The 26,498-nt window shown below is 46.8% G+C and carries 28 protein-coding genes; 2 read left to right on the top strand and 26 right to left on the bottom strand.

The annotated features are described in order from the left end of the window. Positions 1 to 393: 393 nt before the first annotated feature. The 5 genes from R5H20_RS16240 to R5H20_RS16260 form a co-directional block, all read right to left on the bottom strand. On the bottom strand, positions 394 to 627 hold the full coding sequence (locus tag R5H20_RS16240; protein WP_006637774.1) for a YrhC family protein: 234 nt from the start codon (positions 625 to 627) through the stop codon (positions 394 to 396). A gap of 85 nt (positions 628 to 712) precedes the next feature. Continuing rightward, positions 713 to 1,855 (bottom strand): bifunctional cystathionine gamma-lyase/homocysteine desulfhydrase, encoded by a 1,143-nt coding sequence (locus R5H20_RS16245; protein ID WP_006637775.1) that lies wholly within the window; start codon positions 1,853 to 1,855, stop codon positions 713 to 715. A gap of 1 nt (position 1,856) precedes the next feature. After that, positions 1,857 to 2,780 carry a PLP-dependent cysteine synthase family protein gene (locus R5H20_RS16250; protein WP_006637776.1) on the bottom strand — a complete coding sequence of 308 codons (924 nt, stop codon included), beginning with the start codon at positions 2,778 to 2,780 and terminating at the stop codon, positions 1,857 to 1,859. A gap of 52 nt (positions 2,781 to 2,832) precedes the next feature. After that, positions 2,833 to 3,528: a 5'-methylthioadenosine/S-adenosylhomocysteine nucleosidase gene (mtnN, locus tag R5H20_RS16255; RefSeq protein WP_006637777.1), complete on the bottom strand. Its 696-nt coding sequence runs from the start codon at positions 3,526 to 3,528 to the stop codon at positions 2,833 to 2,835. A gap of 20 nt (positions 3,529 to 3,548) precedes the next feature. Further along, on the bottom strand, positions 3,549 to 4,190 hold the full coding sequence (locus tag R5H20_RS16260; protein ID WP_006637778.1) for a class I SAM-dependent DNA methyltransferase: 642 nt from the start codon (positions 4,188 to 4,190) through the stop codon (positions 3,549 to 3,551). A 186-nt stretch (positions 4,191 to 4,376) separates the two neighbouring features. Here R5H20_RS16260 and R5H20_RS16265 point away from each other — a divergent pair, with 186 nt between their 5' ends. Continuing rightward, the gene (locus R5H20_RS16265) at positions 4,377 to 4,574 is read left to right on the top strand and encodes a DUF2536 family protein (RefSeq protein WP_006637779.1); all 198 of its coding nucleotides are present in this window, start codon (positions 4,377 to 4,379) and stop codon (positions 4,572 to 4,574) included. A gap of 37 nt (positions 4,575 to 4,611) precedes the next feature. On the opposite strand, the gene R5H20_RS16270 is transcribed toward R5H20_RS16265, so the two are convergent. The 21 genes from R5H20_RS16270 to cymR all read right to left on the bottom strand — a co-directional run bounded on the left by R5H20_RS16270 (position 4,612) and on the right by cymR (position 24,870). Next, positions 4,612 to 5,286 (bottom strand): YrrS family protein, encoded by a 675-nt coding sequence (locus R5H20_RS16270; RefSeq protein ID WP_006637780.1) that lies wholly within the window; start codon positions 5,284 to 5,286, stop codon positions 4,612 to 4,614. A gap of 63 nt (positions 5,287 to 5,349) precedes the next feature. Continuing rightward, complete coding sequence (locus tag R5H20_RS16275; protein ID WP_317907648.1) at positions 5,350 to 7,104, bottom strand: peptidoglycan D,D-transpeptidase FtsI family protein; 1,755 nt, start codon at positions 7,102 to 7,104, stop codon at positions 5,350 to 5,352. A 55-nt stretch (positions 7,105 to 7,159) separates the two neighbouring features. Further along, positions 7,160 to 7,636 (bottom strand): transcription elongation factor GreA, encoded by a 477-nt coding sequence (gene greA / locus R5H20_RS16280; protein ID WP_006637782.1) that lies wholly within the window; start codon positions 7,634 to 7,636, stop codon positions 7,160 to 7,162. Between the two features lie 239 nt (positions 7,637 to 7,875). Further along, positions 7,876 to 8,511 carry a uridine kinase gene (gene udk, locus R5H20_RS16285; protein ID WP_006637783.1) on the bottom strand — a complete coding sequence of 212 codons (636 nt, stop codon included), beginning with the start codon at positions 8,509 to 8,511 and terminating at the stop codon, positions 7,876 to 7,878. A gap of 4 nt (positions 8,512 to 8,515) precedes the next feature. Further along, the gene (locus R5H20_RS16290; protein ID WP_006637784.1) at positions 8,516 to 9,784 is read right to left on the bottom strand and encodes a peptidase U32 family protein; all 1,269 of its coding nucleotides are present in this window, start codon (positions 9,782 to 9,784) and stop codon (positions 8,516 to 8,518) included. A gap of 14 nt (positions 9,785 to 9,798) precedes the next feature. Then, entirely contained in the window at positions 9,799 to 10,728 is a 930-nt protein-coding gene (locus R5H20_RS16295; protein ID WP_006637785.1) for a peptidase U32 family protein, read from the bottom strand. Further along, positions 10,725 to 11,387: an O-methyltransferase gene (locus tag R5H20_RS16300; protein ID WP_006637786.1), complete on the bottom strand. Its 663-nt coding sequence runs from the start codon at positions 11,385 to 11,387 to the stop codon at positions 10,725 to 10,727. Before R5H20_RS16300 ends, R5H20_RS16295 begins: the two co-directional genes overlap by 4 nt. Positions 11,388 to 11,561: 174 nt before the next feature. Next, positions 11,562 to 12,662, bottom strand: coding sequence for an endolytic transglycosylase MltG (gene mltG / locus R5H20_RS16305; RefSeq protein WP_006637787.1), 1,101 nt, complete (start codon positions 12,660 to 12,662; stop codon positions 11,562 to 11,564). A gap of 105 nt (positions 12,663 to 12,767) precedes the next feature. Then, on the bottom strand, positions 12,768 to 13,055 hold the full coding sequence (locus tag R5H20_RS16310; protein ID WP_006637788.1) for a DUF1292 domain-containing protein: 288 nt from the start codon (positions 13,053 to 13,055) through the stop codon (positions 12,768 to 12,770). 12 nt (positions 13,056 to 13,067) lie between these two features. After that, entirely contained in the window at positions 13,068 to 13,484 is a 417-nt protein-coding gene (ruvX, locus tag R5H20_RS16315; RefSeq protein ID WP_006637789.1) for a Holliday junction resolvase RuvX, read from the bottom strand. A 6-nt stretch (positions 13,485 to 13,490) separates the two neighbouring features. Next, on the bottom strand, positions 13,491 to 13,757 hold the full coding sequence (locus R5H20_RS16320; RefSeq protein ID WP_003183920.1) for an IreB family regulatory phosphoprotein: 267 nt from the start codon (positions 13,755 to 13,757) through the stop codon (positions 13,491 to 13,493). Between the two features lie 87 nt (positions 13,758 to 13,844). Then, entirely contained in the window at positions 13,845 to 16,481 is a 2,637-nt protein-coding gene (gene alaS / locus R5H20_RS16325) for an alanine--tRNA ligase (RefSeq protein WP_006637790.1), read from the bottom strand. A gap of 343 nt (positions 16,482 to 16,824) precedes the next feature. Further along, the gene (locus R5H20_RS16330; RefSeq protein ID WP_006637791.1) at positions 16,825 to 17,883 is read right to left on the bottom strand and encodes an AI-2E family transporter; all 1,059 of its coding nucleotides are present in this window, start codon (positions 17,881 to 17,883) and stop codon (positions 16,825 to 16,827) included. A gap of 94 nt (positions 17,884 to 17,977) precedes the next feature. Continuing rightward, entirely contained in the window at positions 17,978 to 18,109 is a 132-nt protein-coding gene (locus R5H20_RS16335) for a DUF3918 family protein (protein WP_006637792.1), read from the bottom strand. Positions 18,110 to 18,124: 15 nt separating this feature from the next. Further along, positions 18,125 to 18,316, bottom strand: a complete 192-nt coding sequence (locus tag R5H20_RS16340; protein WP_006637793.1) for a hypothetical protein — start codon at positions 18,314 to 18,316, stop codon at positions 18,125 to 18,127. Between the two features lie 17 nt (positions 18,317 to 18,333). Then, the gene (locus tag R5H20_RS16345) at positions 18,334 to 18,795 is read right to left on the bottom strand and encodes a PRC-barrel domain-containing protein (protein WP_006637794.1); all 462 of its coding nucleotides are present in this window, start codon (positions 18,793 to 18,795) and stop codon (positions 18,334 to 18,336) included. 88 nt (positions 18,796 to 18,883) lie between these two features. Then, positions 18,884 to 21,250 carry an SF1B family DNA helicase RecD2 gene (locus R5H20_RS16350; protein WP_034326475.1) on the bottom strand — a complete coding sequence of 789 codons (2,367 nt, stop codon included), beginning with the start codon at positions 21,248 to 21,250 and terminating at the stop codon, positions 18,884 to 18,886. A gap of 75 nt (positions 21,251 to 21,325) precedes the next feature. Next, positions 21,326 to 21,946, bottom strand: a complete 621-nt coding sequence (locus tag R5H20_RS16355; RefSeq protein WP_373870185.1) for a tetratricopeptide repeat protein — start codon at positions 21,944 to 21,946, stop codon at positions 21,326 to 21,328. Between the two features lie 122 nt (positions 21,947 to 22,068). Further along, positions 22,069 to 23,187 carry a tRNA 2-thiouridine(34) synthase MnmA gene (gene mnmA, locus R5H20_RS16360; protein ID WP_006637797.1) on the bottom strand — a complete coding sequence of 373 codons (1,119 nt, stop codon included), beginning with the start codon at positions 23,185 to 23,187 and terminating at the stop codon, positions 22,069 to 22,071. 92 nt (positions 23,188 to 23,279) lie between these two features. Beyond that, a complete protein-coding gene (locus R5H20_RS16365) occupies positions 23,280 to 24,434 on the bottom strand; it encodes a cysteine desulfurase family protein (protein WP_006637798.1) in 1,155 nt (384 codons plus the stop codon). Positions 24,435 to 24,453: 19 nt separating this feature from the next. After that, entirely contained in the window at positions 24,454 to 24,870 is a 417-nt protein-coding gene (gene cymR / locus R5H20_RS16370) for a cysteine metabolism transcriptional regulator CymR (RefSeq protein ID WP_006637799.1), read from the bottom strand. Positions 24,871 to 25,230: 360 nt separating this feature from the next. On the opposite strand from cymR, the gene R5H20_RS16375 reads away from it, so the two are divergent. After that, the gene (locus R5H20_RS16375) at positions 25,231 to 26,496 is read left to right on the top strand and encodes a replication-associated recombination protein A (RefSeq protein ID WP_006637800.1); all 1,266 of its coding nucleotides are present in this window, start codon (positions 25,231 to 25,233) and stop codon (positions 26,494 to 26,496) included. Positions 26,497 to 26,498: the final 2 nt, after the last annotated feature.

Here is a 26,498-nt window from a genome sequence, read left to right on the forward strand (position 1 = left end):
CTCACCTCCTTTCAAGTTCGCTTTTACAAAAATAGCCCGCAGATTATTTGACAAACCTGCGGGCGCAAACAAAAACCGCCAGATAAAAACGTGTGTGTCTTTATCTTGCGGGAGGAGCAGCGTATTGTTTTCACTTCCCAACGTTTTCAGAGTGCTGTCAAAGCATCGGTTAAGGAAGGGCACAATGTCTCCCACAGGTTGAATGAATCATGATATTCACAGAGTCTAGTGTATGTAGCGATTGCATTTTTCATGTTCATCAACCTCCTTTGCTTTTTGTTTACTTTGTAAGTATATCCATCAAATTCCTGATTGTAAACCGCTTTTTCAAAAAATGGACACTTTTTTTCGTCTCATAAAAAAAACAGAGAACCGCTGATCCCGGTCCTCTGTTTATGATTCTTCCATTTCATCCAATTGTTTTTTATATTTGAGCGAGCGCTTCACACAAAAGAAGGCTGCCGCTAAAAACCCGCATGTCGCGAGCATCATCATCGTTTTTTGATCCATCCCAAGCCCTTCGTTAGGGATGACGGTGCCAATATATAAAAATGCGCTGACACTGAGAAGTGTAAAAGCGAATTGTTTATAGTCTTCCATCAAAGATTTAACCTTTTTCTTGCGCATGTCATGATCACCTGCCAGATTCATAATGGATATGAATTAGAATAACATAGTTTGACAGTTGACCAGACATGTAAATTCAGCCAATTTATGCGAGCGAATCAAGCGCTTCTTTTAAATCTTCCAATAGATCATCAATATCTTCGATGCCGACAGAAATGCGGATCAACCCATCTGTGATGCCGAGCTGAAGCCTGCGGTCGCGCGGAATCGATGCGTGGGTCATCCGCGCCGGCACCGAAATCAGGCTTTCAACGGCACCCAGACTTTCAGCGATGGTAAACAGCTTCAGTCTTCCCAGCACAAGGTCAACATTTTCTTCCTTGCCGATATCGAAGGAAATCATCCCGCCGAATCCCGTGCTTTGCTGTTTGGCGAGCTCATGGCCGGGATGGGATGGAGAGCCTGGATAATACACTTTTTCTACGGCATGATGGCCTTCCAAAAACGCGGCGATTTTGCGGGCGTTTTGTTCATGCGCTTCCATTCTCAGGCCGAGCGTTTTCATGCCTCTCATCAATAGCCAGGAGTCTTGCGGACCAAGGATGCCGCCTGTGGAATTTTGAATAAAGTGAAGCTCTTCCCCAAGCTCTTTCGTAGCGGTGACCACAAGTCCGCCGACGACATCACTGTGCCCTCCCAAATACTTCGTCGCACTGTGAAGCACGATGTCGGCTCCAAAGGAAAGCGGATTCTGGAAATACGGTGTATAGAACGTATTATCGACGATCAGCAAGAGACCGTGCTTTTTCGCCGTTTCAGAGACTTTTTTCAGATCGGTGATTTTCAAAAGCGGATTTGTCGGGGTTTCAACATAAATCGCTTTCGTGTTCGGCTTTATCGCTTTTTCGATGTCTCCGATGCTGCTCGTATCGCTGAAGGTCGCTTCAATGCCGATGCGGTTCATCACCTTGGTCATCACCCGGTATGTGCCGCCATAGACATCATCAGTCAAAATGATATGGTCGCCGCTGTTAAACAGCATCATAACCGCCGTGACAGCGGCCATTCCGGAGCCGAAGGCATAGCCTGCCGCTCCTCCTTCAAGATCAGCGATCAAAGATTCAAGGGCTGTCCTCGTCGGATTCCCTGTTCGTGAATATTCATATCCAGTATGCTGTCCGGCCCGCGGCTGTTTATAGGTGCTGACCTGGTAAATCGGAACGGAAACCGCGCCTGTTTGTTCATCTCCTGTAATACCGCCGTGAATCATCTTCGTTTTTTGCTTCATTTTATATTCCCCCTTCATATATTTTCTTGCTTAAATAGCGATCGCTGCCATCCGGGAAAACGGTCACAATGTTTGTTCCTTCCTTAGCTTTTTCAGCTTCTTTCAATGCCGCGAATAAAGCGGCGCCTGATGAGCTTCCGATCAGCAGTCCTTCCTTTTCAGCGGCCTCCTTTACGAGCCGGAACGCATCATCATCGGAAACGGTATAAATCTCATCAAAATGGCTTTGATCCATATATTCGGGAATAAACTCCATCCCGATGCCTTCGGTTTTGTGGGCGTGGACCTCTCCACCGTTTAATATGGAGCCTTCCGGTTCGACAATGACCGTTTTAATCGCCGGATTTCTTTCTTTCAAAAACCGGGCGGTTCCTGCAAATGTGCCGCCTGATCCGGCCCCTGCGACAAACACGTCTACCTGTCCGTCAAGGTCATTCCAAATTTCCGGACCGAGCGTTTTATAGTAAGTCAATGGATTTACTTGGTTTTTAAACTGCAAAACGCAATAAGAATCGGGCGTCTCCTTCTTCAGTTCAAGCGCCTTTTCAATCGCGCCTTTCATCCCAGCGCTTCTCGGCGTATTGACAATTGTTGCTCCCAAGGCTTTCATGATGGCCTGCTTTTCCATGCTGAAATGCTCCGGCACGCAAAAAACAGGAGTGATGCCGTGCTTTCTGGCAGCCAGCGCCAAGCCGATGCCGGTATTGCCTGCCGTCGCTTCGATCACCGTGCCCCCGGGTGTAAGCTTTCCCGAACTGAGCGCTTCGTCAATCAGCATCTCTCCCAACCGGTCTTTAATGCTTCCGCCCGGATTCATCATTTCGAGCTTTGCATATATGTTGACGCCTTTTGGCTGCTGGATATTCAGCAGCTGCAAAAGAGGCGTTTCTCCGATTAACTGTGTGATATCAGTCACCACATTCATGTTTCCTTCCTCCTTTAAGAGGTGCAAAACAGAGAGGGCGCGCCCCCCTGTTTTATTTGATTTGTTTGATCATGCGGAGCACAAGCTCTGTCGAATGTTTCGCAGCCTGCTCCAAAAATTTGTCAAATGATATCTCTGATTCTTTTCCGGCAATATCAGAAAGCGCTCTGATGACAACGAAAGGAATATCAAACTGATGGCAGACCTGGGCGACGGCAGCCGCTTCCATTTCAACGGCGCAGAGGTCTTTAAACTTGCCGCGAATGAAGGCTACACGTTCAGGATCGCTCATAAAGGAATCCCCGGTCGCTATTGTTCCTTTGACAACTTGAAAAGTCCCGAGATCAGACGCTTCCGCTTCCGCCGTCTTTACCAATTTGTCATCAGCGCGAAAAGCGGCTGGCAGATTTGGAACCTGTCCATACTCATACTCGAAGGCCGTCACGTCGACATCATGGTGGCGGACTTCAGTGGAAATGACGATGTCCCCCACATTAAGCGAGTGATGGAAGCCTCCGGCTGAACCGGTGTTAATGACAACATCGGGCTTAAAGCGGTCGAGCAGGATCGTCGTGCTCATGGCGGCATTGACTTTGCCGATGCCTGATTTTAAAAGCACAACCTCTTTTCCTTCATAGGTTCCGCTAGTAAATTCACAGTTTGCGATCACTTCCCGGTTTGTCTGCTCCAATTTGCTGCGCAGGATCGTGACTTCTTCTTCCATTGCTCCGATAACTGCTATCTTCATATCATAACTTCCCTTCAAATTTACAATTTTGCCGCTTCCATTACCCAGACAAAATCATTATGCTTTTGAAAGGCAACCCTGAATTGTTCTGAGGCGAAGATGGTTTCCATCTCGGAAATCGTCGGATAATGTTCCGTTTCAAGGTCCTCCGCCAATTGGCTAAAACTTCTGTTTTTTGCATTCTTAATGGCGGACATATGGGAATCGCGGTCCTTGAACACGGTATCAGCAAACACTATTTTACCATGCTCTGCAAGCATATTTCCATATCGCCTGATGGCTTCGCGCTTTTCCTCATTTGTCAAGTGATGAAAGGCGTATGAGCTGACAATCGTATCAGGAGAAAATGGCGGAGATGGGAAATCGAGAAAATCCCCGTCAGCAATTTCCGCGTCTTCCGTCAGCTTGTTTGCGGCGATATCTCTCATCGCTTGTGAAGGTTCAATGCCGTATACTTGTTTTCCGGCGGCGATGAGTTTTGCGGTCAGATTGCCTGTGCCGACGCCGAATTCGATCACCTTGTTCCCGGAACGCTTCACAACATCATCCAAAATGGCGTCATAGTTCCGGAATACGTCTTTATATTGAAGGTCATGCCCGACTACTGTATCATCATAAGAATTTGCCCAGTTCTCAAATAAAGAAATGAACTCTCTTCCCATTTATCGTCACTCTCCATTTATTTTTACAATTCCTATAAGTATAGTATGATTAAAAACTTAATTAGTTCTTATCCTAACATAAGTTCTTGATTTTTGATACAAAAAAGCCCTGGTGATATTTCCCTTGTCACACGGCTGCTTCTCTGTTTTAATTAGGATTGACTTGAACGAATGGAGGATTGGTTTATGAAATTTGAGCTTGACCTCATCAACGATAAAATCGAATTTTTTGAAGCCCAGACGATAGAGGAGCTTGAAAAGAAAGTCAATCAGCAGATCGAAAACAATCAGGCTCTTCTTCTCAGGGTTCACTCCGTTTCCCATCAGACGGCGGTTATCGATGGACGGATCATGTACAGCGCTGTCGTCCTTTTTAAAGCATAAAAAAAGCGGCCGGTTTCAATCACCGCCGCTTTTTCGTTTATTTTAGCTTTTCAACCTTTGTCGGTTTCCATCCTTTTCCATCAACCCATGTGATGGCCACTTGATATTTCACACCGCTGTCCTTCGTTCGAATCGTTCCTTTTGCATCTTGAGGACTGCCGTTGTTTCCGAGCCAGATCACCGTCATGTTGTCTTTGGAAACGCCTGTTGCGTAAGAGATCGCTTCAAGCATTTCCCCCCAGTCCTGGGATGAAGAATCATATGTTGCCGTATGCTCTCCGGTTTGTTTGGTGCCGACAGGCTTCCAGTCCGGATTGATGATCGTTTTTTCAACGTTGGCGCTGGAGCCGCCTTCAGTAATTTTTGCCCCTTCGAACGGATCATCTGATTTTGACTGATCCTCGTCTGAAGCTTTTTCTTTGTCTGAATCGCTGCTTTCTTTGTCATCTGACTCTGTTTTTCCTTTATCCTTGTCCTTGATGTCCTCGTCTGATGTCTGTTTTTTGTCATTCGAAGCAGGGGCTTCCGTCGTTTGTTCGGAATCGTTTTTTGAGACATCCTGCTGCGCTTGTTCTTTCGGGCTGTTCATCATCAGACTGCTGGCAACAACAACGATTAAAACCAATACAATGCCTATTAAAATGTTAAGCACAAGATTTGCTTTCCTGCGCTTATCACGGTTTTCAAATCGAGATTCCCTTGTTTCGCTCAATTCTTTGCACTCCTTTTTCCCTCTTGCCTCGCTTCCTATTTTATCATCACGTGAGGCATTCTTCTATGTCTGGTTCTTTTCAATTTCATATACTTTTTTAACAATATCATAAAATGCAGCATTTGTCGCAGCCTTGCCTTCCGGCGTGTCCATGTGGACGACGGCGAGCGCGTATTTTGGCTTGTCCGCCGGAAAATAACCGGCAAACCATTTATGATAGAGAGTTTTGTGATCCTTTGTCGTCCTGTCTGTCTGCGCCGTCCCCGATTTTCCGGCTACATCATATGGAAGGTCGCTGAAGCGTCTGCCTGTCCCTTTTTCAGATGTCACGACTTTTCTGAGCAGTTTTTGCAGTTTCTGTGCGGTGTAATGATCAATCGTTTTCCCCGGCAGCTCCTGATCTTTAAACGAAGCCATCAATGTACCGTTTTTGTATTCGATCTCGTCTGCGATTTTGACCTGTTTTTTCTCGCCGCCCCTGGCAATGGTCGCCATCATATTCGCGATTTCCAAAGGGGTGAGCCTGACGTTTTTTTGGCCGATGGCCGTTTGCGCAACCGCTTTTTTGACTTTTTTATCTTGTTCATCCCCCCAGATTGCCCCGGATACTTCATGGTAAAACTGCTTGAAATCCCGCTGGTGGTAAAGTCGTCCTTCCCAGCCGACCCGTCCTGTTAGTCCGAGCTTTTCCGCTGTATCCTCGATGATTGAGCCGTTCTTCTTGATCAGCTGATCCGCCAGGCTCGTGAATGTATAATTGCAGCTTTCGGCAAAGCCGTCTTCCATATTCAGCCTCCCTTTGTCATCCCCCGGCTCACCGTAAAGGTTCAAGTTGCAGTTGAACGTTTTGGACGGGTGATCAAGGCCGTTTTCTATCGCCGCAGCCGCGATCACGGTTTTAAAAACAGAGCCGGGATACATCGGGGTCAGCATATAATTATGCCTCGTTTTTTGTGAGGCCATATTTAAATCAGGCTTGCTGGCAATTGCCAAAACGCTGCTGTTTTCGATATCAAGGAGAACTGCGCCGCCCTTTTTCAGATGATGATCGTCCAGGATTTCTTCAAGCGATTGCTGGATCGTCTTATCGATCGTTGTTTTGACTTGCAGCGGATAGAACGGATTCGCATCTGCCGTATACTTGACGTCCATTCCGAACAAAGGGTTTCCCAATCCGTCAACATGATATAAAAGTTTTGTATCTTGTTCGGGCAGCAGGAATTCATCAAATGTCCGTTCAAGGCCGAAGGTGCCGATTTTCGTGCTGATGGACAGGCTGTCTTTATGCGGGTATTTTTTCCGAAGCAGCTCCGGATCCTGATTTGTCATGCCTATCGTATGTGAAGCTAGTCTGTTTTTTTCTGTTTCTTCTATGTATACGCCGTATATTCCCGGATATTTCAGTTTATTGATTTTTTCGAGCGCCGTTTTGGAAAATAGACCTTTGTCATTTTTCGTGAGAATCACGGGTTTTTTTGCCTTATCAAGGCTATGATTAAGCTCTTCTTTTGACATATGTAAAATGGCGGCTGCTTCCTCAATCGGCCATGATTGTTTTTTCAAAAACGGAAACAGCACGATGGCCGGCTTTTGGCTGACTGACAGCGGTTTTCCGCTGCGATCCAAAAAAGATCCTCTCCCGTCAGAAATCTGAACCTCCTCCGTGCGCTGTTTCACGCTTTCCTGAATTAAGTTCACATTCCATTTGGAAAAGGATTCGGTGAAAAACAATTGAATTTCCGCCAACCTGATGAGCAGAAACAAAAGTGCAGCCGACATCAAAATTGATATCCATTTCATGCGCTTGCGTAATTTCATGATAAAAAACACCTCATCCACATTGTGGACGAGGTGTTCGTCTGCTAAACAAACTTTATGAAATTTTCACAATTTTTACAAGCATTTCTCCGCCCGGTGTCTGCACGGTGACTTCATCTCCCACCTGTTTGCCGATCAGGCTTTTGGCGATTGGAGAATCATTGGAGATTTTCCCTTCAAACGGATCGGCCTCCGCACTTCCCACGATTGTGTAGGATTCTTCCTCTCCGTCGGGAAGCTCTTTAAATGTAACTGTTTTTCCAAGAGTGACGATGTTTGAATTTTCCCCGTCATCCTCGATGATCTTTGCGTTGCGAATCATATTGTCAAGCGCTGTGATGCGCCCTTCTACAAAGGCCTGCTCTTCTTTTGCTGAATCATACTCAGAGTTTTCAGAGAGATCGCCGAAGCTTCTTGCGACTTTGATGCGCTCAACAACCTCTTTGCGTTTAACCGTTTTCAAATACTCAAGTTCTTCTTCCAGCTTTTGTTTCCCTTTTTCTGTCATAGGAAAAACTTTCTCTTGTGCCATGTTCCTTCACTCCTTCTAGTTGGTCCCTCATCACTTGTATGTGAGAGTATAGACTTGAATATACAAGAATGAGGACAACCCCATGTCCCCTTCTTCTCTCCCATATTTGTAAAGTATGTTGTAAACCGGATGGAAGGCTCCGGTAAATCGTGCTTATACAGTTAAAGAAGGGCTCAAGCGAGATCCCTTCAATTTCTATACATAATATGGTCAGAGTTGTCTTTGTCTATGCTATGTTATTATAAAATCGCGTTTTGTTCAAGAATTGTTTGTATTTTTGTAACCATCAAATCAATGGCGACGCGATTTTGTCCGCCTTCCGGAATTATGATATCAGCATAGCGTTTTGTCGGCTCGACAAATTGATTGTGCATCGGTCTGACGACGGAAATGTACTGTTCGATGACAGAATCAATCGAACGTCCTCTTTCTTTAATGTCGCGAAGCATTCTTCTGATAATACGAAGATCGGCATCTGTATCGACGTACAGCTTGATGTCCATCAAATCACGGAGCCTTTCATCCTCAAGAACGAGGATTCCTTCCAAAATAATAACATCTTTTGGCTCAACATGCACGACTTCTTCTGAACGCGTATGCAGCTTGTAATCATAGATCGGCTTTTTAATCGGCCGGTATTCGAGCAATTCGTTTAAATGCTCGATCAAATAGTCATTATCAAATGCAAGCGGGTGGTCATAGTTCGTATTCAGCCTTTCTTCAAAAGGCAGATGGCTCTGGTCTTTATAATACAAATCCTGCTCAAGCATTAAAATGGAGTGGCCTTTGAACTGTTCATAAATCGATCTGGTCACGCTTGTCTTTCCAGATCCAGAGCCTCCCGCTATTCCAATGACTACCGGTTTCTTTCCCATGCCATTACTGCCCCTTTCTCATCATGTTGCTTGGATAGATCTTCTTGTCCACTTTAAATTTGACGATTTGCAGGGGATGGCGGGCTGCATCTAACACATTGCCTTTTTCGTCCCAAATCGTTTCAATCTTAGTTGTGAAATTTTCAATTTCCGGGCCGAAAAATTCGACTTCATCTCCGGTTTTAAAAAAGTTTCGCTGCTGGAGCGTAACCATTTTTGTTTTTTCATCATAATCCAGCACGAGTCCGACAAAATCGTATGTTGTCTTTTTGCCGTGCACGCCGAACATTTGCTCTTCATATCCCGGCGTTCCTTCAAAGAAAGCAGGGGCCGTGTCTCTGTTTGCGCATTTGTCAAGCTCTTTCAGCCATTCTTCCTTGATGGTAAAACCGTCGGGATCTGCGCAATAGGCATCGATCACTTTTCGGTACACGCTGACGACTGTTGCAATATAGTGGATCGATTTCATCCGCCCTTCGATTTTTAAGCTGTCGATTCCCATTTCAATCATTTGCGGAATCGATTCGATCAGCTTCAAATCCTTTGGGCTCATGGCAAACGGCGCATCGTCTTCTCCATAAAGCGGCAGCGCGTTCGCTCCGTCCGTCTGATACAAGTCATAATCCCAGCGGCATGACTGGCAGCAGCCTCCGCGGTTTGAATCCCTCGCCGTCATGTGATTGCTCAGGACGCATCGTCCGGAGTATGCGATACACATCGCACCGTGGATGAAGGTTTCGATTTCGATATCTACTTTCTCTTTCATTTCCCTGATTTCAAGCGCGCTTGTTTCACGTGCAAGCACGACTCGTTCCAACCCTTCTTCCTTCCAGAATTGGACGGCTTTCCAGTTTGACAGGGACTGTTGGGTGCTGAGGTGCACCTCAAGCTTCGGAGCGACCCTCCGGCATGTTTCAATGATCAGCGGATCGGCCACGATAATGCCGGATACGCCCGCCCCTTGCAAATCTCGTAAATAGTCATCAAGGCCGTCGATATTTTCTTCGTGAGCAAAAATATTTGTTGTAACATAAATTTTCGCTCCATACCGATTTGCAAATTCGACGCCTTCAGCCATTTCTTCAATTGAAAAGTTATCTGCGTTGGAGCGGAGTCCATATTCGCGACCGCCGATAAACACAGCGTCTGCTCCGTAGTGGACGGCGATTTTCAGTTTTTCCAAATTGCCCGCCGGCGCGAGAAGTTCAGGTTTTTTTGTGATGACGCGTTTTCCATTGACGATTTTGGAAATTTTATCTTGAACTGCAGTCATGGTTACCCTCCTTTTTAGTATACTGTCTCTTTGAAAAAGAATCCGGTATCGATGCTGCGGTTTACGGGCTGCAGGTCTTCGATCCGCTCAATCCATTGTTCTTTTTTATCTTCATACGCTTCCCTGTCCGTGATGCAAAGATCGATGGCCTCGCGGTACATGGCTGTAACCTGTACAAGATAGTCCGCGGATTTTAAAATCCCGTCGATTTTGAACGAATCGATTCCGGCATCGATTAAATCTTCGAGCTCGTCAATGATGCATACATCATTCGGGCTCATGATGTGCGTGCCGTTTTCATCCTCGAATATCGGATATTTATTGCCGCGTTCTTTGTCATGAAGGTACATGCCTTTTTCTTTTTTCTTGCCTTCGATATCCATGACCTTGCCCTGGTATTCAAAATAGTTGCCGATCAATGAACGTTTTGACTGGAACATGCAAGTCATCCCGTGTACCTGGATTTCGATTTCAACTTCGGCTTTCTCTTTTATTTCGATCATGCTGTCCATGTTGAGCTCTCTCGCCAATACCGCGCGCTTTGCTCCCTTGCGTCCCCAATAATTGCATGAATGGTGATTGGTTGCGGTTGTTTCCGTATTCCAGTGAAGCGGCATGTTTGGCGCGGATTCCCTCGCAGCCATTAGTACCGCGGGATCGCCGAATACGACCGCATCGGCGCCGGCCTCTTTTAAAAATGAAAGATAATCGTTCAATTCAGGTACTTTATCATTATGGAAAATCGCGTTCATCGCGACATACACTTTGGCGCCTTCCCCATGGGCCTGAAGGATCGCTTCCTTTACATCCGCTCTTGAAAATTCCCCGGCCAAGCGCAAACCGTACCTTTGCTCACCGATGATAAACGCATCAGCCCCGGCTTTTGCCAAAGGCTTAATATCGCTGACCGCTGTCGGTGTCACAAGCAGTTCAGGTTTTTTCATATCCGTTTCACCTCTTTTTTGCTAACGGCCAAGCCATCTCCTACCGGCAAAATCGTTGTTTCATAATCCGGATGCTCCATTAGCCAATGATTGTAATCATCTATTTTTGAGACAAGCTTTTTGATCCGTTTGCTTTCTATTTGACTGTGATCTCCGGCGACAAGTCCTTTGAAAAGGACGTTATCTGTAAAAATGATGCCATCGTCTGCCAGCATCTGTTCGTATAAGCTGAAAAAATTCTGGTACTGTCCTTTTGCAGCATCAATAAACAGCGCGTCATAGGGCGCCATCGATTGTACGGCGGCAGACGCTTCAAGCGCATCGCCGAAGAAAACGTGGATTCTGTTTTCAAGCTGGAAGGACTGAATGTTTTGAATCGCCTCATGATACCTATTTTCGTCGCGCTCGATCGTAAAAATTTCTGCTTCAGGGAGTTTCAGCGCCATTCGAATCGCCGAGTAGCCGATGGCGGTACCGATTTCAAGAATTTTTTTCGGATTTTTGAGCGACAGAAGCTGAAGCAGCGCTTCAATTCCGGTCGGTTCCATAATGGGCACCCCATGCGCCTCAGCATAGGCCTCAAGCTTCATAATTTCTTCCGGCCGCGGCTTTTGAAGCCGTTCCAAATAGCCGGTTAGTTCTTCGTGTCCGATCTTCACAGGCAGATGAGCCTCCCTTTCATAAAAAGAGCTTTAGGTCAGATGTGAGAACTCTCCTAAAGCAGTGAATGTGTTTTCTCTAATAAACAACCCGATATATTTTACCATAAAACCTTTGCTTTTGCGAATAAAAGGAGAGTAATTTTTTACTCTCCTTGACTGGCCGTCCAGGCTTTACTCGCTCTGGCCGTTTGTAATATATTTCGATTTTGCTTTATTATGCTCTTTCAGCGTTTTTGTAAAAACGACTTCTCCGTTTTTCTTGGCAAGGAAATAAACATATTCCGTTTTATCCGGATTTAATGCCGCTTCCCACGATGTTTCCCCTGCATTTGCAATCGGCCCTGGCGGAAGTCCCGTATTTGTGTACGTATTGTAGGGAGATTTCGCCTCAAGGTCTTTATATACGACGCGGTTTTTATGTTTTCCGAGCGCGTAGAGCACGGTCGGATCCGTCTGCAGCGGCATTTTTTTGCCTAAACGGTTATGGAACACACTGGAAATTTTGTGACGATCCGCTTTTTCAGTCGCTTCTTCTTCAATTAATGATGCCAATGTGAGCGTTTTGTGAACAGACATGTTTTTGCCCTTCATCTGTGACTGATATTTTCCGGCCACCTTATCGGTCTGTTTGATCATCGCTTCGATGATGGTTTCCAGTTTTGTCTGCGGATCATAAAAAGGGTATGTCGCAGGATAGAGATACCCCTCCAGCGGATGCTTGATGTTTTTGTTTAGCACATCATCCGTGATCAGCTTCGGATATTTCTTTTTCAGTTGGTTGATAAACCCTTTGTCATCAAGCTTTTTCATGATGTCCTTATTCGAATAATTGGTTTGGCCTGCGATAATGTCGGCGATTTCACTAAGCTGACGGCCCTCTGGAATGATGATTTTAAAGGCCGGTACATGTGAAGTGCTTGTCAGCTTCTCGATCAATTCAGCCGGCCCCATCGACTGGCTGAGCTGAAAGTTTCCCGCTTGAAAGCCTTCGGCATGCTTGAATTTTACATAGGCGATAAACACTTTTTCATTTTTAATTAAATCTTGTTTTTTCAGTTTGGCAGCGATCGTTGAAATCGTCGAACCTTTCGGGATATACACGTTGACCGCTTTTTCGCTGTTTTTATTGACCGGCTCAAGTGCGGATTTTACATAAAGCGATGCACCGCCTGCAATCAAAATAATCAGCGCTGCCGCAACAGCCGCCCAAAATTTGATTTTATGATTAAGGAGTTTTTTGATAAACGGTTTCTTAGTCTGATCTTCAAACATTTATGTCCTCCTCTCCTCCCATGCTATATACTACATGATTCGTTTTCATTCGGCAATTTATTACAAAAGGATTTCATAAAAAAAAGCCGCCGTGCGGCGGCTTTTTTATTCTTCGTCTTCCTCTTCATCCGCTAAAAACGTATTCAGCGTCTCTTCGATCATCTCCCATTCTTCCTCGGTTTCGATCGGCATCAACTCGCCGTCTTCGCCGTTTTCGTTCGGGATGAAGCTTGATGCGTGAATTTCAATTTCTTCTTCATCCTGTGCTTCAACCGGATAATATAGGACATATGATTTATTAAATTGATCGCTGTCAAATGTGAAGAGTACCTCACAAAGCTGTTCATTTCCTTTATCGTCTACAATCGTAATGTTTTTTTCACCATGTTCCATTTGATCACCTCATTAGTTTAGGCTGTCGAGATACCCTTGCAGGATCATCACGGCTGCCATTTTATCGATTACTTTTTTTCGTTTTTGCCTGCTGACGTCAGCTGAAATCAGCATCTTTTCGGCCGCCATCGTCGAGAGCCGTTCGTCCCAGAGCACGACGGGAATATGAAACGCGTCTTCAAGCACTTCCGCAAACTTCTGACTGGCTTCTCCTCTTGGACCGACGGAACCGTTCATATTTTTGGGAAAACCGAGTACAATTTTATCTATTGTATAGTCTTTCATTAACTCAGCCAAGCGGTTCAGACCGTAGTCGCCGCCCGCTTCGTCGATTTTAATCGTTTCAATTCCCTGAGCCGTCCAGCCCATTTCATCGCTCAGCGCAACGCCGAGCGTTTTTGACCCTAAATCCAAACCTAGTATTCGCATTCTTTTTTACGCCTCTTTATGCTGTTCTAAGTACGATTTAACCAATTCCTCGATTATCTCGTCTCTTTCTATTTTCCGAATCAAATTGCGTGCATCTCGATGCCTTGGAATATAAGCGGGATCACCTGATAGCAAGTATCCGACAATCTGGTTGATCGGGTTGTAGCCTTTTTCCTGAAGCGCGTCATGGACGGTAATCAGCACTTCATTTACATTCGTCTCCATTGAATCGTCGGAAAAGTTGAATTTCATCGTCTTATCAAATGAGCTCACCGTTTTGCACCTCTTTCCCAAATTCGCAGGCAAAGTTTTCAGCCTGAGTATCCTTCTCCTATGATTATTCTACACTACATCGGCTTTTTATAAAACGGATTTCACCCATTCTTCTGCAGAAGATAAAGCTTCTTCCAATTTTTCAGGCTGTTTTCCGCCGGCTTGGGCCATGTCAGGACGGCCGCCTCCGCCTCCGCCGCACGCTTCTGCAACTTGTTTGACGATTTTTCCGGCGTGAAAACCCCGCTCTATTAAATCTTTTGTAACTCCGGCGGAAATATTCACTTTTTCGTTTTGTACTGCACCGAGTACAATGACGGCAGATCCTAATTTCACCTTCAGTTCATCAACCATCGTCCGGAGGTGATTCATGTCTTTCGCATTTACTTGTTCTGCAAGCAGTTTGATTCCGCCGATGTCTTTCACTTTTTCCAAAATCTCTCCGGCCTCTTTATTGCCGAGCTTGGCGAGCAGGGATTCGTTTTCTCGTTGCGCCTCTTTTACATCTGCTTGAAGCGATTCGATCCGTTTCGGTACTTCTTTCACATTGGTTTTCAGCATATCTGCAGCATGTTCGAGAAGCTCAAGCTTCGCGTTCATTTCCTGATATGCGCCTTGTCCGGTTACTGCTTCGATGCGGCGCGTGCCGGCGCCGATTCCTGATTCGGAAACGATTTTGAAAAGGCCGATTTCAGCCGTGTTTTTGACATGGCAGCCTCCGCACAGTTCGAGGCTGTAGTCGCCGACTTGGACAACGCGGACAATGTCTCCGTATTTTTCGCCGAATAATGCCATGGCACCCATCGCTTTTGCTTCATCGATCGGTTTTAAGTCAATCTCGACCGGAATCGAATCCCAAATTTTCTCGTTCACAATTGTTTCGATCTGTGCCAGCTCTTCTTTTGTGACTTGTCCGAAATGTGAAAAGTCAAAGCGGAGACGGCTGTCGGATACGAGCGATCCGGCTTGGTTGACATGCGTTCCGAGCACATCTTTTAATGCCTGGTGTAAAAGGTGTGTCGCCGTGTGATTTTTAATGATGTCTTTTCTGAGGCGCTCTGTCACTTCAGCGGCCACGATCATGCCGTTTCGAACCGCTCCGCTTTCAACGATGCCCTCATGGAGATGCTGGCCATTGGGCGCTTTCTTTACATCTGTGATGCGGATGGCGGCTTCCTCGCTTCTCAGCCAGCCTTTGTCGCCGATTTGTCCGCCGCTTTCGGCGTAGAACGGCGTCTTCTCCAATATCAGCTGGACTTTGCTTCCTTCATGCGCCTCATCGGTAAGCTCGCCATCCTGTAGGATCTCGGCGACTTTCGTGTCTGTTTTCAGCGTTGTATAGCCGACGAATTCGCTTTCCGTCTTGATATCGCGGAGTGCGCCGCCTTGAACCTGCATGCTGCCGACATCCTGGCGCGCCTGGCGGGCCCGTTCGCGCTGCTTGTCCATTTCGCGTTCAAAGCCTTCATGATCGACCTTCATGCCTTCATCTTCAGCGTACTCTTCAGTCAGTTCGACAGGGAATCCGTACGTATCATAAAGCTTAAAGACATCTGCGCCGGAAATTATGCCGTTTCCTTTTTCTTTCTCTTTTTGAATGACGGCAGACAGAATCGCCAAACCTTCATTCAGCGTTTCATGGAAACGTTCTTCCTCCGTTTTGACAACCTTGGCGATAAATTCCGTTTTTTCTTTGACTTCGGAATAAAAAGCGGCCATGATATCCGCTACGACAGGAACGAGTTCATACATAAACGGCCGGTTGATATTAATGGCCTTTGCATAGCGTACGGCGCGGCGAAGCAGCCTTCTGATGACATAGCCGCGGCCCTCGTTTGACGGAAGCGCTCCATCGCCTACTGCAAATGCCACCGTCCGAACATGGTCGGCGATCACCTTGAAGGCGACATCCTTTTCACTGGCTGTTCCGTAGGATTCTCCTGAAATCGATTCGGTCGCTTTAATGATCGGCATAAACAAATCTGTATCATAGTTTGTTTTGGCGTCTTGAATAACGGATACCATCCGTTCAAGCCCCATTCCCGTATCAATATTTTTCTTCGGAAGAGGTGTGTACGTCCCGTCGGGATTGTGGTTGAACTCGGAAAACACGAGATTCCAGATTTCCAGGTAGCGTTCATTTTCTCCGCCCGGATACAGTTCGGGATCCGCCGGATCGCTACCATAAGCTTCGCCGCGGTCATAGAAAATCTCCGTATTCGGTCCGCTCGGTCCTTCCCCGATATCCCAGAAGTTCCCTTCAAGTCTGATGATCCGCTCTTCCGGAATGCCGATTTTTTTCGCCCACAGGTCGTAGGCTTCCTCGTCTTCGGGATGCACGGTAACGGATAAGCGCTCCGGATCGAAACCGATCCATTTTTTGTCGGTTAAAAATTCCCACGCCCACTCGATCGCTTCTTCTTTGAAATAATCGCCGATCGAAAAATTGCCCAGCATTTCAAAAAATGTATGGTGCCGCGCTGTTTTTCCGACGTTTTCAATATCGTTTGTCCGGATTGATTTTTGCGCATTGCAGATGCGCGGATTTTCCGGCACCACCCGTCCGTCAAAATATTTTTTCAGCGTCGCGACTCCGCTGTTAATCCATAGCAGTGATGGATCTTCATGCGGAATAAGAGAGGCGCTCGGTTCGACGGAATGCCCCTTTTCTTTAAAGAAATCTAAAAACATTTGACGCACTTCTGCGGATGATAATGTCTTCACCTTTATTCCTCCTTTAATTGATCACATGCAATATAAAAAGCCCCCGCCCTATGCAAACCCGCGTATGCACAGGGACGAGAGCTCCTCTCGCGGTACCACCCTGATTATGGACAAGATTCGTCCATCACCTTGATATCCGTGTAACGCCGGATAAAGACGGCAGGATTTCGCCTGCACTCAGGACTAGCTTCTACTGCTCTTCTGCTGAAGCTCTTTCAGCCTAAAGGAGCTTCTCTCTGGTAAACAGGGCTTCAGTATACTCGGATCCGTCAGTCGAGATACGTATGTATGTCTATTTCGAAATTATAGACAACGAAAAGGGGAATGTCAATCTTCTCTGGGATCAGGCTTTCCTTGCAGCTAAAAAATGGGTGAACATGACCTTTAAAACGGCCATCACCGGAACCGCGAGAATCATGCCGATGATGCCGGCCAATTCGCCCCCGGCAAGAAGACCGAGCATAATGACGACAGGGTGCATGTGCAGGCTTTTTCCGACAACAAGCGGACCAAGAATATTGCTTTCGATAAACTGCAAAATCAGGATCGTGATGATCACAACAATGATAAGATTCGTCGACAAAGCCGCCGCAACCATAACGGCCGGAACCGCCCCGATGATGGGGCCGAAATACGGGATAACGTTTGTCGCTCCAATAATTAGGCCGAGTATCAGCGGATAAGGAAGTTCGAAAAACCAAAATGACAGGCAGGCCCCCAAGCCGATGACCATGCATACAAAAAGCTGCCCCCTGATGTAGTCTCCCAGCGAATCGTCCACATCCCGCAAGAATGCGCTGCCTCTGTTTCTCCAAGAGGCCGGCGTTATATACCAGACCGCCTTTTTCATCGTGTCGATATCTTTCACCATATAAAAAACGAGAAAGGGAATAATGATTGCAACAAGCATATAGTCGAAGACAAAACGGATGCTTGTGATCGTCCGCTCCACCCAGCTTCCCACAAACTCTTCTGTCTGATTGACGAACCGGTCGATTCGATCATGCATGCCATCAGGCCAGCTATTTGTATGATCATGCAATTTATCAAGCATGCCTTCGTATGACGCGGCCAGAATGGGAATGCCTTCAGACAGCTCTGTCAGCTGTTGAATAAAGATGGGAATGCCTTTGTATAACCCATAGCCGAGCCCTCCAAAAAACAGGAGATAAATGATTAATATGCTCAGCGTTCTCGGCACGCCCGCCTGATGAATTTTTTCAACGATAGGCAGAAGCAGATAAGTGATAAAAACCGCAATCGCCAAAGGGATCAGAATCGACTTCAGCAGCAGGGATACCGGCTCCCAAATCATTCTGAGCTGCAAAAAGATATAAATGGTTAAAAAAGAGAGCATCAAAATTGAGATCCACATCAAAAGCTGCAGCGGTTTTTTCAGCATGTTTTTCACCCCCTGTTAGCTTTTGATTTCTCGGGTGAATTATTCCGAAGGAGGCAAAAAAGGACACCCTTTAAAACAAGGGTATCCTTCACCGTTAAAACATTCTCCTGACGCGTCTTCTGAGCTTTCTCATGTTCCGTCTGTTCAGCATGTCGTTTTGCGACATCATCCGGTACATTAAAGCTCCTGCTCCTAAAGAAATGAGAGAAGTCATTGTCCGATTCAAATCTCTAACCTCCATTCAAAGGTTAATCGTACGTTCATCATCCGTAAACAAATCGTCAAGACTGCTCAATGTTCCGTCTTCTTCCACCTGATGGGTTGAGATTTTTCCTTTCGACAGGGTCAGCTCAATGAAGCATCCCCAGCAATAATATTGATTCACACCGATTTTGCCGATGTTTTTGCTTTTGCAATTCGGGCAAATGAGCATTCGAACACACCTCTTCTTCAATTCAAGACGATTGTGCTTCTGCCTACTTCAAGCGGTTCCCCTGATGGCTGGACATGCTTTTTGTCGCCTGACAGGTCGGCAAAAAAACCGTCTGAGAGTTCATATGCTACGATTATGCCCGAGTCGGAAGAAAAGTATACATCTTCCAGTATTCCCAGTGTATCACCTGCGCCGTTCTTAACCATTTTTTGTTTGAGCTGGTCATATGAAAAGCTTTGTTTTGGGATTTGCATCGGCTTAAATTCGGAAAAATCAACATATATGCCGTCACTTTTAATCTCAGTGACAGAGGGAAGCGGAAGAAGCGAACGATGGTGGTAGAACCGCCGTTTTTCTTCCATGACAAATCCGAGACATGTCCCTTCCTGGGAAAAACAAATATCTGTAACCACCCCAAGCAAAGAAAACGACCGCCTGTCGTAAACATTGAGCCCTTCCAGCTCGTTGCATGTTCTCAAAGTGTGATCAACCACCTTTTTCAGAACAGTCTTATGTTCTGCCTTTGGGATGGGACTCATACGATGAAATGGATTCCATGGAAACGACTTATTCCGCCTCTTTTTCCATAAAGTCAAAAGGTGTGATGCCTTCCATACCGATGTTGGCGTCATACACGCTGAAAGGCAGTTCTTTTTGGAGCGCCAGCAGCTCCTCGTCCTCTTCATGTACCGCCTGATGCAGCCTTCTCTGCAAAGATGTCTGCCTTTCAGAGGATTCTCTATTTTTTATGCCCCATTCAAGCGCTTCCTCTTCACCGCACAAAATGAGAAATTTTTTGCTTCTTGTAATGGCCGTATAAAGCAAATTTCTTCTCAGCATCCGGTAATAGCTTTTGACGACGGGAAGAATGACAATCGGAAATTCGCTGCCCTGCGATTTGTGAATCGAACAGCAGTAAGCATGTGTAAACTGATTGAAATCTTTTTTTGTAATTGTGATCTCGTTGCCGTCAAAAGAAACGACAGCCATGTCTTCTTTTTCCGTATTTTCCTTCGCGTAAAAAATAGAAACAATTTCGCCCATATCACCGTTGAACACATGATGCTCAGGCTGATTGACAAGCTGGAGCACCTTGTCGCCCGTCCTGTAGACGACATCCCCGTACTTTAGCTCCCTGCCTTTTGGTTTTGGCGGATTGAGGATGTCCTGCAAAAGCGCATTTAATTCATTGATTCCCGCCGGACCCCTGTACATCGGGGCAAGCACTTGAATGTCCCGGGCGGAATAGCCCTTTTGCAATGCGTTTTTGACGACTTTTTCAACCACTTCTTTAATTTGCTGCTGACGGCAGCGGATAAATGAGCGGTCTTTAGTCGGGGCCGTCAAATTTTCCGGCAGCCTCCCCTTTTTCATATCATGCGCCAATTCCACGATTGAAGAGCCTTCTGCCTGCCGGTAAATATCGGTTAATCTGACCGAGGGAATGAGATTTGATGCAAGGAGATCCCTGAGCACCTGTCCCGGTCCGACAGACGGGAGCTGGTCTTCATCTCCCACCATGATAACCTGAATCCGGTTTGGAATCGCTTTGAATAATTGGTTGGCAAGCCATATATCAAGCATGCTCGTCTCATCGACAATCAGCAGCCGCCCATCGATCGGGTTATCTTCGTCATGTGTAAAACCTTCCGCTCCGTTCCAGCCGAGGAGCCTGTGGATCGTCACAGCGGGAAGACCCGTCGATTCGCTCATCCGCTTGGCCGCTCTACCCGTCGGCGCAGCCAGTACAAACGGAAAGGTTTCATCCTTTTTATAATCAGCCGGATTTAAACTTAAACCGTGCAGCTCGCTGTACAATTCGACGATTCCCCTGATGACTGTCGTTTTTCCCGTGCCGGGTCCTCCGGTCAAAAGCAGCATCGGGGACATCAGCGCTTTTTGAATGGCTTCTTTTTGGCTTGGCGCGTATTGGACTTGCATTCGTTCTTCAAGCTCGCCTAAAGCAAGCAAAAATTCCGATTCGGGAAACTGGTCATCGTATTCGGTTTGTTCCGCGATCGTCTGGACTCTTTTGGCAAAGCTTTGTTCAGCATAGTAAAGCGACGGATAATAGCACCTGTCGTCTTCAATAAACAGATCTTTCTGTTCACCTAGGGAAATGATCGCATCCGCCACATCCATTTCCGTGACTTTTTCTTCGTCAGACGACTGGTTCAGCAGCTTCTGCGTCTCGATAATGAGCTGTTTTGTTTCTATGTAAGTATGCCCTTCCTGAAGGCATGTCGCTTCAACCGTATATAAAATCGCCGCTTTGATCCGTTCCGCATGCCTGCCGGAAATCCCCATTCTGCCGCCGAGTTCATCCGCTTTAATAAAGCCGATTCCTTCGACATCCTTGACGAGCTGATACGGATTTTCACGGATTTTATCCAGCGTTTCCGATTCATATACTTGATAAATTTTCATGGACAGCTGCGGCCCGAAGCCAAACTCGCTCAAGGAAATCATGATCTGCTCAAGCCCCTGATGCTGCTGAAGAAGAGCGGCAAGCTTATCCGCTTTTTTCTTTGAAAGCTTTGGCACATCATAAAGCACGGAAGCGTCTCCCAAAATCTTGTTGATCGCGCCTTCCCCGAGCTTTTTGACGATTTCTTCCGCCGTTTTTTTGCCGATGCCTTCAAATAGGTCGCTCGACAAATATTGGATGACGCCTTCTTTTGTCGTCGGAACTTCTTTTTTAAAATGATCTGCTTGAAATTGCAGGCCAAACTTCGGATGGGAGGCGGTTTTTCCGTAGAAAGTATACGTTTCATCTTCAAAGATTGCCGGAAAGTACCCTGTGACAGAAACGGTTTTTTCATCAAATGATTCAGATGTTTCCTGAACCTTCACTTTCAGTACGGTATAGAGGTTTGTTTCATTATGATAGATGACGGCCGTTACCGTTCCTTTCAGAAAGGATGCTTCTTCCATTTGAATTTGGTCAGGATGTTGATGTTTCACTGTAGTCCTCCCTCCTTTAAGCTCCGCCTTATGCGTGCAGGGGCATCAAGCTTCTTCAAGCAGCTCTTTTGCCCGGACGCTCAGTAAATGGTCCGGCTGAATCTCGATTGCTTTATTCAGCATGGCAAGCGCCTTTTCCCGGTTTTCCTGATAAGCGTAAGCCACGCCTAAATTATAATAAGCATCGGCATGTGTCGGATCAAGCTCGGTTACTTTGGAAAACTGGGCGATCGCTTCATCCAGCATGCCTTCATTGGCAAGGCACATCCCATATTGAAAACGCGCTTCATAATCGGCATCATTCAGCTCGGCCGCCCTTTGCAAGTACGGCATGGCAAGCTTTGGCTGCTCAAGCTTCATCAGCGAGGTCCCAAGCATATAAAACAAGTCGCTGTTTTCCATCCCCGTCCGGTATGCTTTTTCAAACATATCCTTCGCCTCTTGGTAGCGTTCCTTCATCACGTATACATTTCCCGCTCCATAATAAGCCGCTCCGGCTTTATCATCAAGGCTGACGGCCCTTTCATAAAATGCGAGCGCCCGATCCAATTCGCCGACCGCCGAGAGCAGATTTGCAAAATTGATGTATGGGACGGCATCCCCGCTGTTTTCATCAATCGCCTTTGTAAAAGCTTCTGCCGCTTTTTCAAAATCTCCTTTTTGCATGGCGTCAATTCCGATTTGATTGTAGTCCAAAAGCTTTCTCCCTTTCGTGCTCGATTTTAAAAAGGCCATCGACAAAGTCGACAGCCGCCAAGCTCCAGGCGCACGCCCGGAGCCTTGTTCTTTTATACATACCAAAGCTTTTGCCCGTCTTTGAATACATCGTCAATCGTACCGCCCCCGAGGCACTCTTCTCCTCTGTAAAAGACAACCGCTTGTCCAGGCGTCACGGCGCGGACAGGCTCTTTAAAAACGACTTCCGCTTCGCCGTTTCCGGTCATTCTGACAGCGACTTCATGATCGGCTTGCCGGTACCGGAACTTAGCCGTGCAAGAAAGCTCCTCTTCATCTCCGAAGACGCCGCCGTGTACAAAGCTGACATTCGTCGCCGTGATTTTATCTGAGTAAAGCAGCGGATTGTCAAAGCCCTGATCAACATACAAAATGTTTTGTTCAAGGTCTTTTCCGACGACAAACCAAGGCTCTCCGCTTCCGCCGATGCCAAGGCCGTGCCTCTGCCCGATCGTGTAGTACATCAAACCGTCGTGCGTGCCTTTGACTTCGCCTTCCATCGTCCGCATTTCGCCCGGCTGCGCTGGGAGATATTGGCTGAGGAAGTTTTTGAAATTCCGTTCGCCGATAAAACAGATGCCTGTGCTGTCTTTTTTCGTTGCCGTAGCAAGACCCGCTTCCTTGGCTATTTCGCGGACGCGGCTTTTTTGCATATCGCCGATCGGAAACAGCACCTTGCTCAGCTGCTCTTCTGTCAGCTGATTTAAGAAATAGGTTTGATCTTTATTTTCATCAAGCCCCCTCAGCATTTTCACTCGTTCGCCGGTGTGGTCGACCCTCGCATAGTGGCCAGTGGCGAGGTAATCCGCGCCAAGGGACAAAGCATGCTCCAAAAAAGCTTTAAATTTAATTTCTTTATTGCACATCACATCGGGATTCGGCGTTCTTCCCGCTTTATATTCATCGAGAAAATATTGAAAAACCTTTTCCCAATATTGCTTTTCAAAATTCACCGCATAATATGGGATGCCGATCTGGTTGCACACTTTAATGACATCTTCATAATCTTCCGTCGCGGTGCAAAAGCCGTTTTCATCCGTGTCATCCCAGTTTTTCATAAAAATTCCGATGACATCATAGCCTTGCTCTTTCAGCAGCAAGGCTGCCACAGATGAATCAACGCCACCGGACATTCCGACGACCACCCGTGTATCTTCAGGCCGCTTCGCCATTTTCATCAACTCCAATAAATCAATTCATTACGTATCCTTCACAGATCATAACATCATTTCCAGGCGGGATGCGAATCTTTAGCTCGCGCTCATTACACGGAAGCCGCCGAACCAAGGCGCTTCACGATGCTGGCAAGTTCCTTCGCCGCGCGTTTCACCTGCTCCTCTGTATTGCCCAAGCCGAAGCTGATGCGAATGGATGAGGTCAGCTGATCTGCGTGTTCGCCGAACATGGCGGAGAGAACATGTGAAGGAAGAACCGATCCGGCGGTGCAGGCTGATCCGCTCGACACTGCAATGCCGGCCATATCCAAGTTTACAAGCAGCGACTCGACGGAAATGCCGGGGAAGTACAAATTCAAAATATGCGGGAGTCCTTCATTAAGACTACCGTTTACTTCAAAGCGGACGGCTTCGTTTTCAAGCGTTTCGATGATCATTGCTTTGAACCGGCGGTAAAGGGCCGTTTTTTCATCTCTCTCCTGCTTTAAAAGAGAAACGGCTTCACTCAGCCCCGCGATTCCCGGTACATTTTCCGTTCCGGCCCGGCGTTTCCGCTCCTGTTCGCCTCCGACAAGAATCTGTTTGAGCTTCACCTTTTCATTGACATATAAAAAGCCTGTCCCCTTCGGTCCATTCAATTTATGCCCGGAAACAGACATCATATCGATATGGATTTCCTTTACATCAATCGGCAAAAAGCCAAACGCCTGAACGGCATCTGTATGGAACAAAGCCTGATGGTCTTTTAAAAGCGCTCCGATTTCCGCAATCGGCTGAAGCGTTCCCACTTCATTATTTCCGTACATCACCGTTACAAGGATGGTATCATCGCGCAGCGCAGCTTCGACCTGCCCGGCGGAAATCCGGCCGCTTTGATCAACGTCAAGGTATGTCACGTCAAAACCCATGTCCTCCAGCCGGCTGCACGGATTCAGCACGGCGTGATGCTCGATCTTCGTTGTGATAATGTGGCGGCCTTTGTCCTTATTCGCCAGCGCGCTTCCCACAATCGCCATATTGTCGGCTTCCGTTCCGCCGCTCGTAAAAACGATTTCATTCGGATGCGCTCCGATTTCTTCAGCAATCAGCGCCCTCGCGTCATCAACCCATTTCCGGCTCTCTCTGCCGAAGGAATGAATGCTTGAAGGATTGCCGAAGTTTTCTGTTAAGTAAGGCAGCATTTTTTCGACTACGCGCGGGTCAGTCGGAGAAGTCGCTGCATGGTCTAAATAAATCCGTTCCATCCTACATTACACCTCAATTTTAAATGTAAAACATATAAGCTTCTTGATCGCCGTCCGTATAGCTTGCCAAATCTTCAAGCGTCGTGGAATCAAGCACTTCCTTGACGGCGTCGCGGATCTTAATCCACAGCTCGCGCTTTGCAGGCTCTTCATTTTCAAGCACTTCCACGGGGCTGATGGGCCCTTCCAGTACGCGGATAATATCGCCGGCCGTGATGGAAGCGGGCTCATCGCCGAGAATATAGCCGCCGTAAGCGCCGCGGATGCTTTTTACAAGCCCTGCATTCCGCAAAGGCGAAACAAGCTGTTCCAAATAATGTTCTGATAAATCGTTTGTCTGGGCAATGCTTTTTAAAGATGTCGGGCCTTCCCCATGCTTTTTCGCAAGCTCGATCATAATCGTCAGCCCGTATCTGCCTTTAGTTGATATTTTCAAAATAAACACCTCTAACCTATAAAAAATCATGCCTTCAGGACGAAGGTACCCGCCGTTTCTCACAGGACGTGAGATCCTTAGCCGGGCTCCATTCCGAGACGCGGCCGGCCGGGATTTCCGCTGGCGTCTAGCCTGAGAGAAGTCGTGCATTCGTCCGTTTTTTCATTCAGGATCGTGATCCAGCTGTAGTATGCCGACAAGCTTTTTTGCTTGTCCGTCTGATAGATTACAGGTTATTATAGCACACTTTATATAAACTTTCATTTTCCGCCCATATATTCAGCTTGCCATATTCATTTCTTTTCTAATCGTCTTTTTTCCGTTACTCTATAAAAAGAATACATTCAGGAGAGATTGATCATGAAACCATTGGCATTTCGAATGCGTCCGACAAAAATAGAAGAGGTACTCGGCCAGGACCATCTCGTGGGAGAAGGTAAAATCATACACAGGATGGTGGAAGCAAAACACCTTTCATCCATGATCCTATACGGGCCTCCCGGCATCGGGAAGACATCGATCGCAACAGCCATTGCCGGAAGTACAAGCATCGCCTTCCGAAAGCTGAACGCGGTGATCAACAATAAAAAGGACATGGAAGCCGTTGCCGCAGAGGCGAAAATGTCCGGCCAGGTGATTTTAATATTGGATGAGGTGCACCGGCTTGATAAAGGCAAACAGGATTTCCTCCTTCCGTATTTGGAAAACGGAATGATCATCATGATCGGTGCGACGACGGCAAACCCGTACCACGCGATTAACCCGGCGATCAGGAGCAGAACGCAAATTTTCGAGTTGCACCCTTTGAGCCCGGAGCAAATCAAAACGGCCATTCAACGGGCGCTTCACGACGAACACAGAGGTTTAGGTTCTTATCATATTGAAATTGATGAGGCGGCGCTTGACCATTTCGCGGCAGGCTGCGGCGGAGATGTCCGGTCGGCATTGAATGCTTTGGAGCTTGCCGTGCTGTCGACTAAAGAAAATGAAGATGGAATCATCCATATTACGGTTGAGACCGCGGAAGAATGTCTGCAGAAAAAAAGCTTTGCCCATGACAAGGACGGCGACGCCCATTATGACGTGATTTCCGCCTTTCAAAAATCGATCAGGGGATCTGATGTAAACGCAGCTCTCCATTATTTGGCGCGGCTGATTGAAGGCGGTGATTTGGAAAGCCTTGCACGGCGGCTTCTCGTCATCGCCTATGAAGATATTGGACTGGCGAGCCCGCAGGCCGGAGGAAGAACGCTTCAAGCGATTCAAGCGGCAGAGCGAATCGGATTTCCCGAAGCGCGCATTCCTTTGGCAAACGCGGTGATCGAGCTTTGTCTGTCGCCGAAATCGAATTCGGCCATCCTTGCCGTTGACCAGGCTTTGGCAGACGTCCGTTCGGGGAAAATCGGCGATGTGCCGAAACATTTAAAAGACGCCCACTACAAAGGGGCGGCAGAGCTTGGCAGAGGCGCAGAGTATAAATATCCGCATGATTATGAGAACGGCTGGGTCGAGCAGCAATACCTGCCCGATCCTTTAAAAAACAAAGTATATTACCAGCCGAAGCAGACGGGGAAATTCGAATTGGCGCTAAAGCAAATATATGACAAGCTGATGAAGAAAAAATAACA

It is taken from the genome of Bacillus sp. KICET-3 (assembly GCF_033261025.1).
GTDB classification, from domain to species: Bacteria; Bacillota; Bacilli; order Bacillales; family Bacillaceae; genus Bacillus; species Bacillus sonorensis.

Excerpts from the sequence above, each read along its gene's own strand:
- udk (WP_006637783.1), bottom strand. The coding sequence starts at position 8,511 with ATGGGAAAGAAACCGGTAGTCATTGGAATAGCGGGAGGCTCTGGATCT.
- R5H20_RS16275 (WP_317907648.1), bottom strand. The coding sequence starts at position 7,104 with ATGAAATTACGCAAGCGCATGAAATGGATATCAATTTTGATGTCGGCT.
- ruvX (WP_006637789.1), bottom strand. The coding sequence starts at position 13,484 with ATGCGAATACTAGGTTTGGATTTAGGGTCAAAAACGCTCGGCGTTGCG.
- R5H20_RS16365 (WP_006637798.1), bottom strand. The coding sequence starts at position 24,434 with ATGGAACGGATTTATTTAGACCATGCAGCGACTTCTCCGACTGACCCG.
- R5H20_RS16330 (WP_006637791.1), bottom strand. The coding sequence starts at position 17,883 with ATGCTGAAAAAACCGCTGCAGCTTTTGATGTGGATCTCAATTTTGATG.
- R5H20_RS16310 (WP_006637788.1), bottom strand. The coding sequence starts at position 13,055 with ATGGAACATGGTGAAAAAAACATTACGATTGTAGACGATAAAGGAAAT.
- greA (WP_006637782.1), bottom strand. The coding sequence starts at position 7,636 with ATGGCACAAGAGAAAGTTTTTCCTATGACAGAAAAAGGGAAACAAAAG.
- mnmA (WP_006637797.1), bottom strand. The coding sequence starts at position 23,187 with ATGGCGAAGCGGCCTGAAGATACACGGGTGGTCGTCGGAATGTCCGGT.
- R5H20_RS16260 (WP_006637778.1), bottom strand. The coding sequence starts at position 4,190 with ATGGGAAGAGAGTTCATTTCTTTATTTGAGAACTGGGCAAATTCTTAT.
- R5H20_RS16340 (WP_006637793.1), bottom strand. The coding sequence starts at position 18,316 with ATGCTCATTTGCCCGAATTGCAAAAGCAAAAACATCGGCAAAATCGGT.
- mtnN (WP_006637777.1), bottom strand. The coding sequence starts at position 3,528 with ATGAAGATAGCAGTTATCGGAGCAATGGAAGAAGAAGTCACGATCCTG.
- R5H20_RS16245 (WP_006637775.1), bottom strand. The coding sequence starts at position 1,855 with ATGAAGCAAAAAACGAAGATGATTCACGGCGGTATTACAGGAGATGAA.
- R5H20_RS16250 (WP_006637776.1), bottom strand. The coding sequence starts at position 2,780 with ATGAATGTGGTGACTGATATCACACAGTTAATCGGAGAAACGCCTCTT.
- R5H20_RS16375 (WP_006637800.1), top strand. The coding sequence starts at position 25,231 with ATGAAACCATTGGCATTTCGAATGCGTCCGACAAAAATAGAAGAGGTA.
- mltG (WP_006637787.1), bottom strand. The coding sequence starts at position 12,662 with ATGTTTGAAGATCAGACTAAGAAACCGTTTATCAAAAAACTCCTTAAT.
- R5H20_RS16295 (WP_006637785.1), bottom strand. The coding sequence starts at position 10,728 with ATGAAAAAACCTGAACTGCTTGTGACACCGACAGCGGTCAGCGATATT.
- R5H20_RS16290 (WP_006637784.1), bottom strand. The coding sequence starts at position 9,784 with ATGACTGCAGTTCAAGATAAAATTTCCAAAATCGTCAATGGAAAACGC.
- R5H20_RS16240 (WP_006637774.1), bottom strand. The coding sequence starts at position 627 with ATGCGCAAGAAAAAGGTTAAATCTTTGATGGAAGACTATAAACAATTC.
- R5H20_RS16350 (WP_034326475.1), bottom strand. The coding sequence starts at position 21,250 with ATGGAAGAAGCATCCTTTCTGAAAGGAACGGTAACGGCCGTCATCTAT.
- R5H20_RS16355 (WP_373870185.1), bottom strand. The coding sequence starts at position 21,946 with ATGCAAAAAGGAGATTTTGAAAAAGCGGCAGAAGCTTTTACAAAGGCG.
- R5H20_RS16265 (WP_006637779.1), top strand. The coding sequence starts at position 4,377 with ATGAAATTTGAGCTTGACCTCATCAACGATAAAATCGAATTTTTTGAA.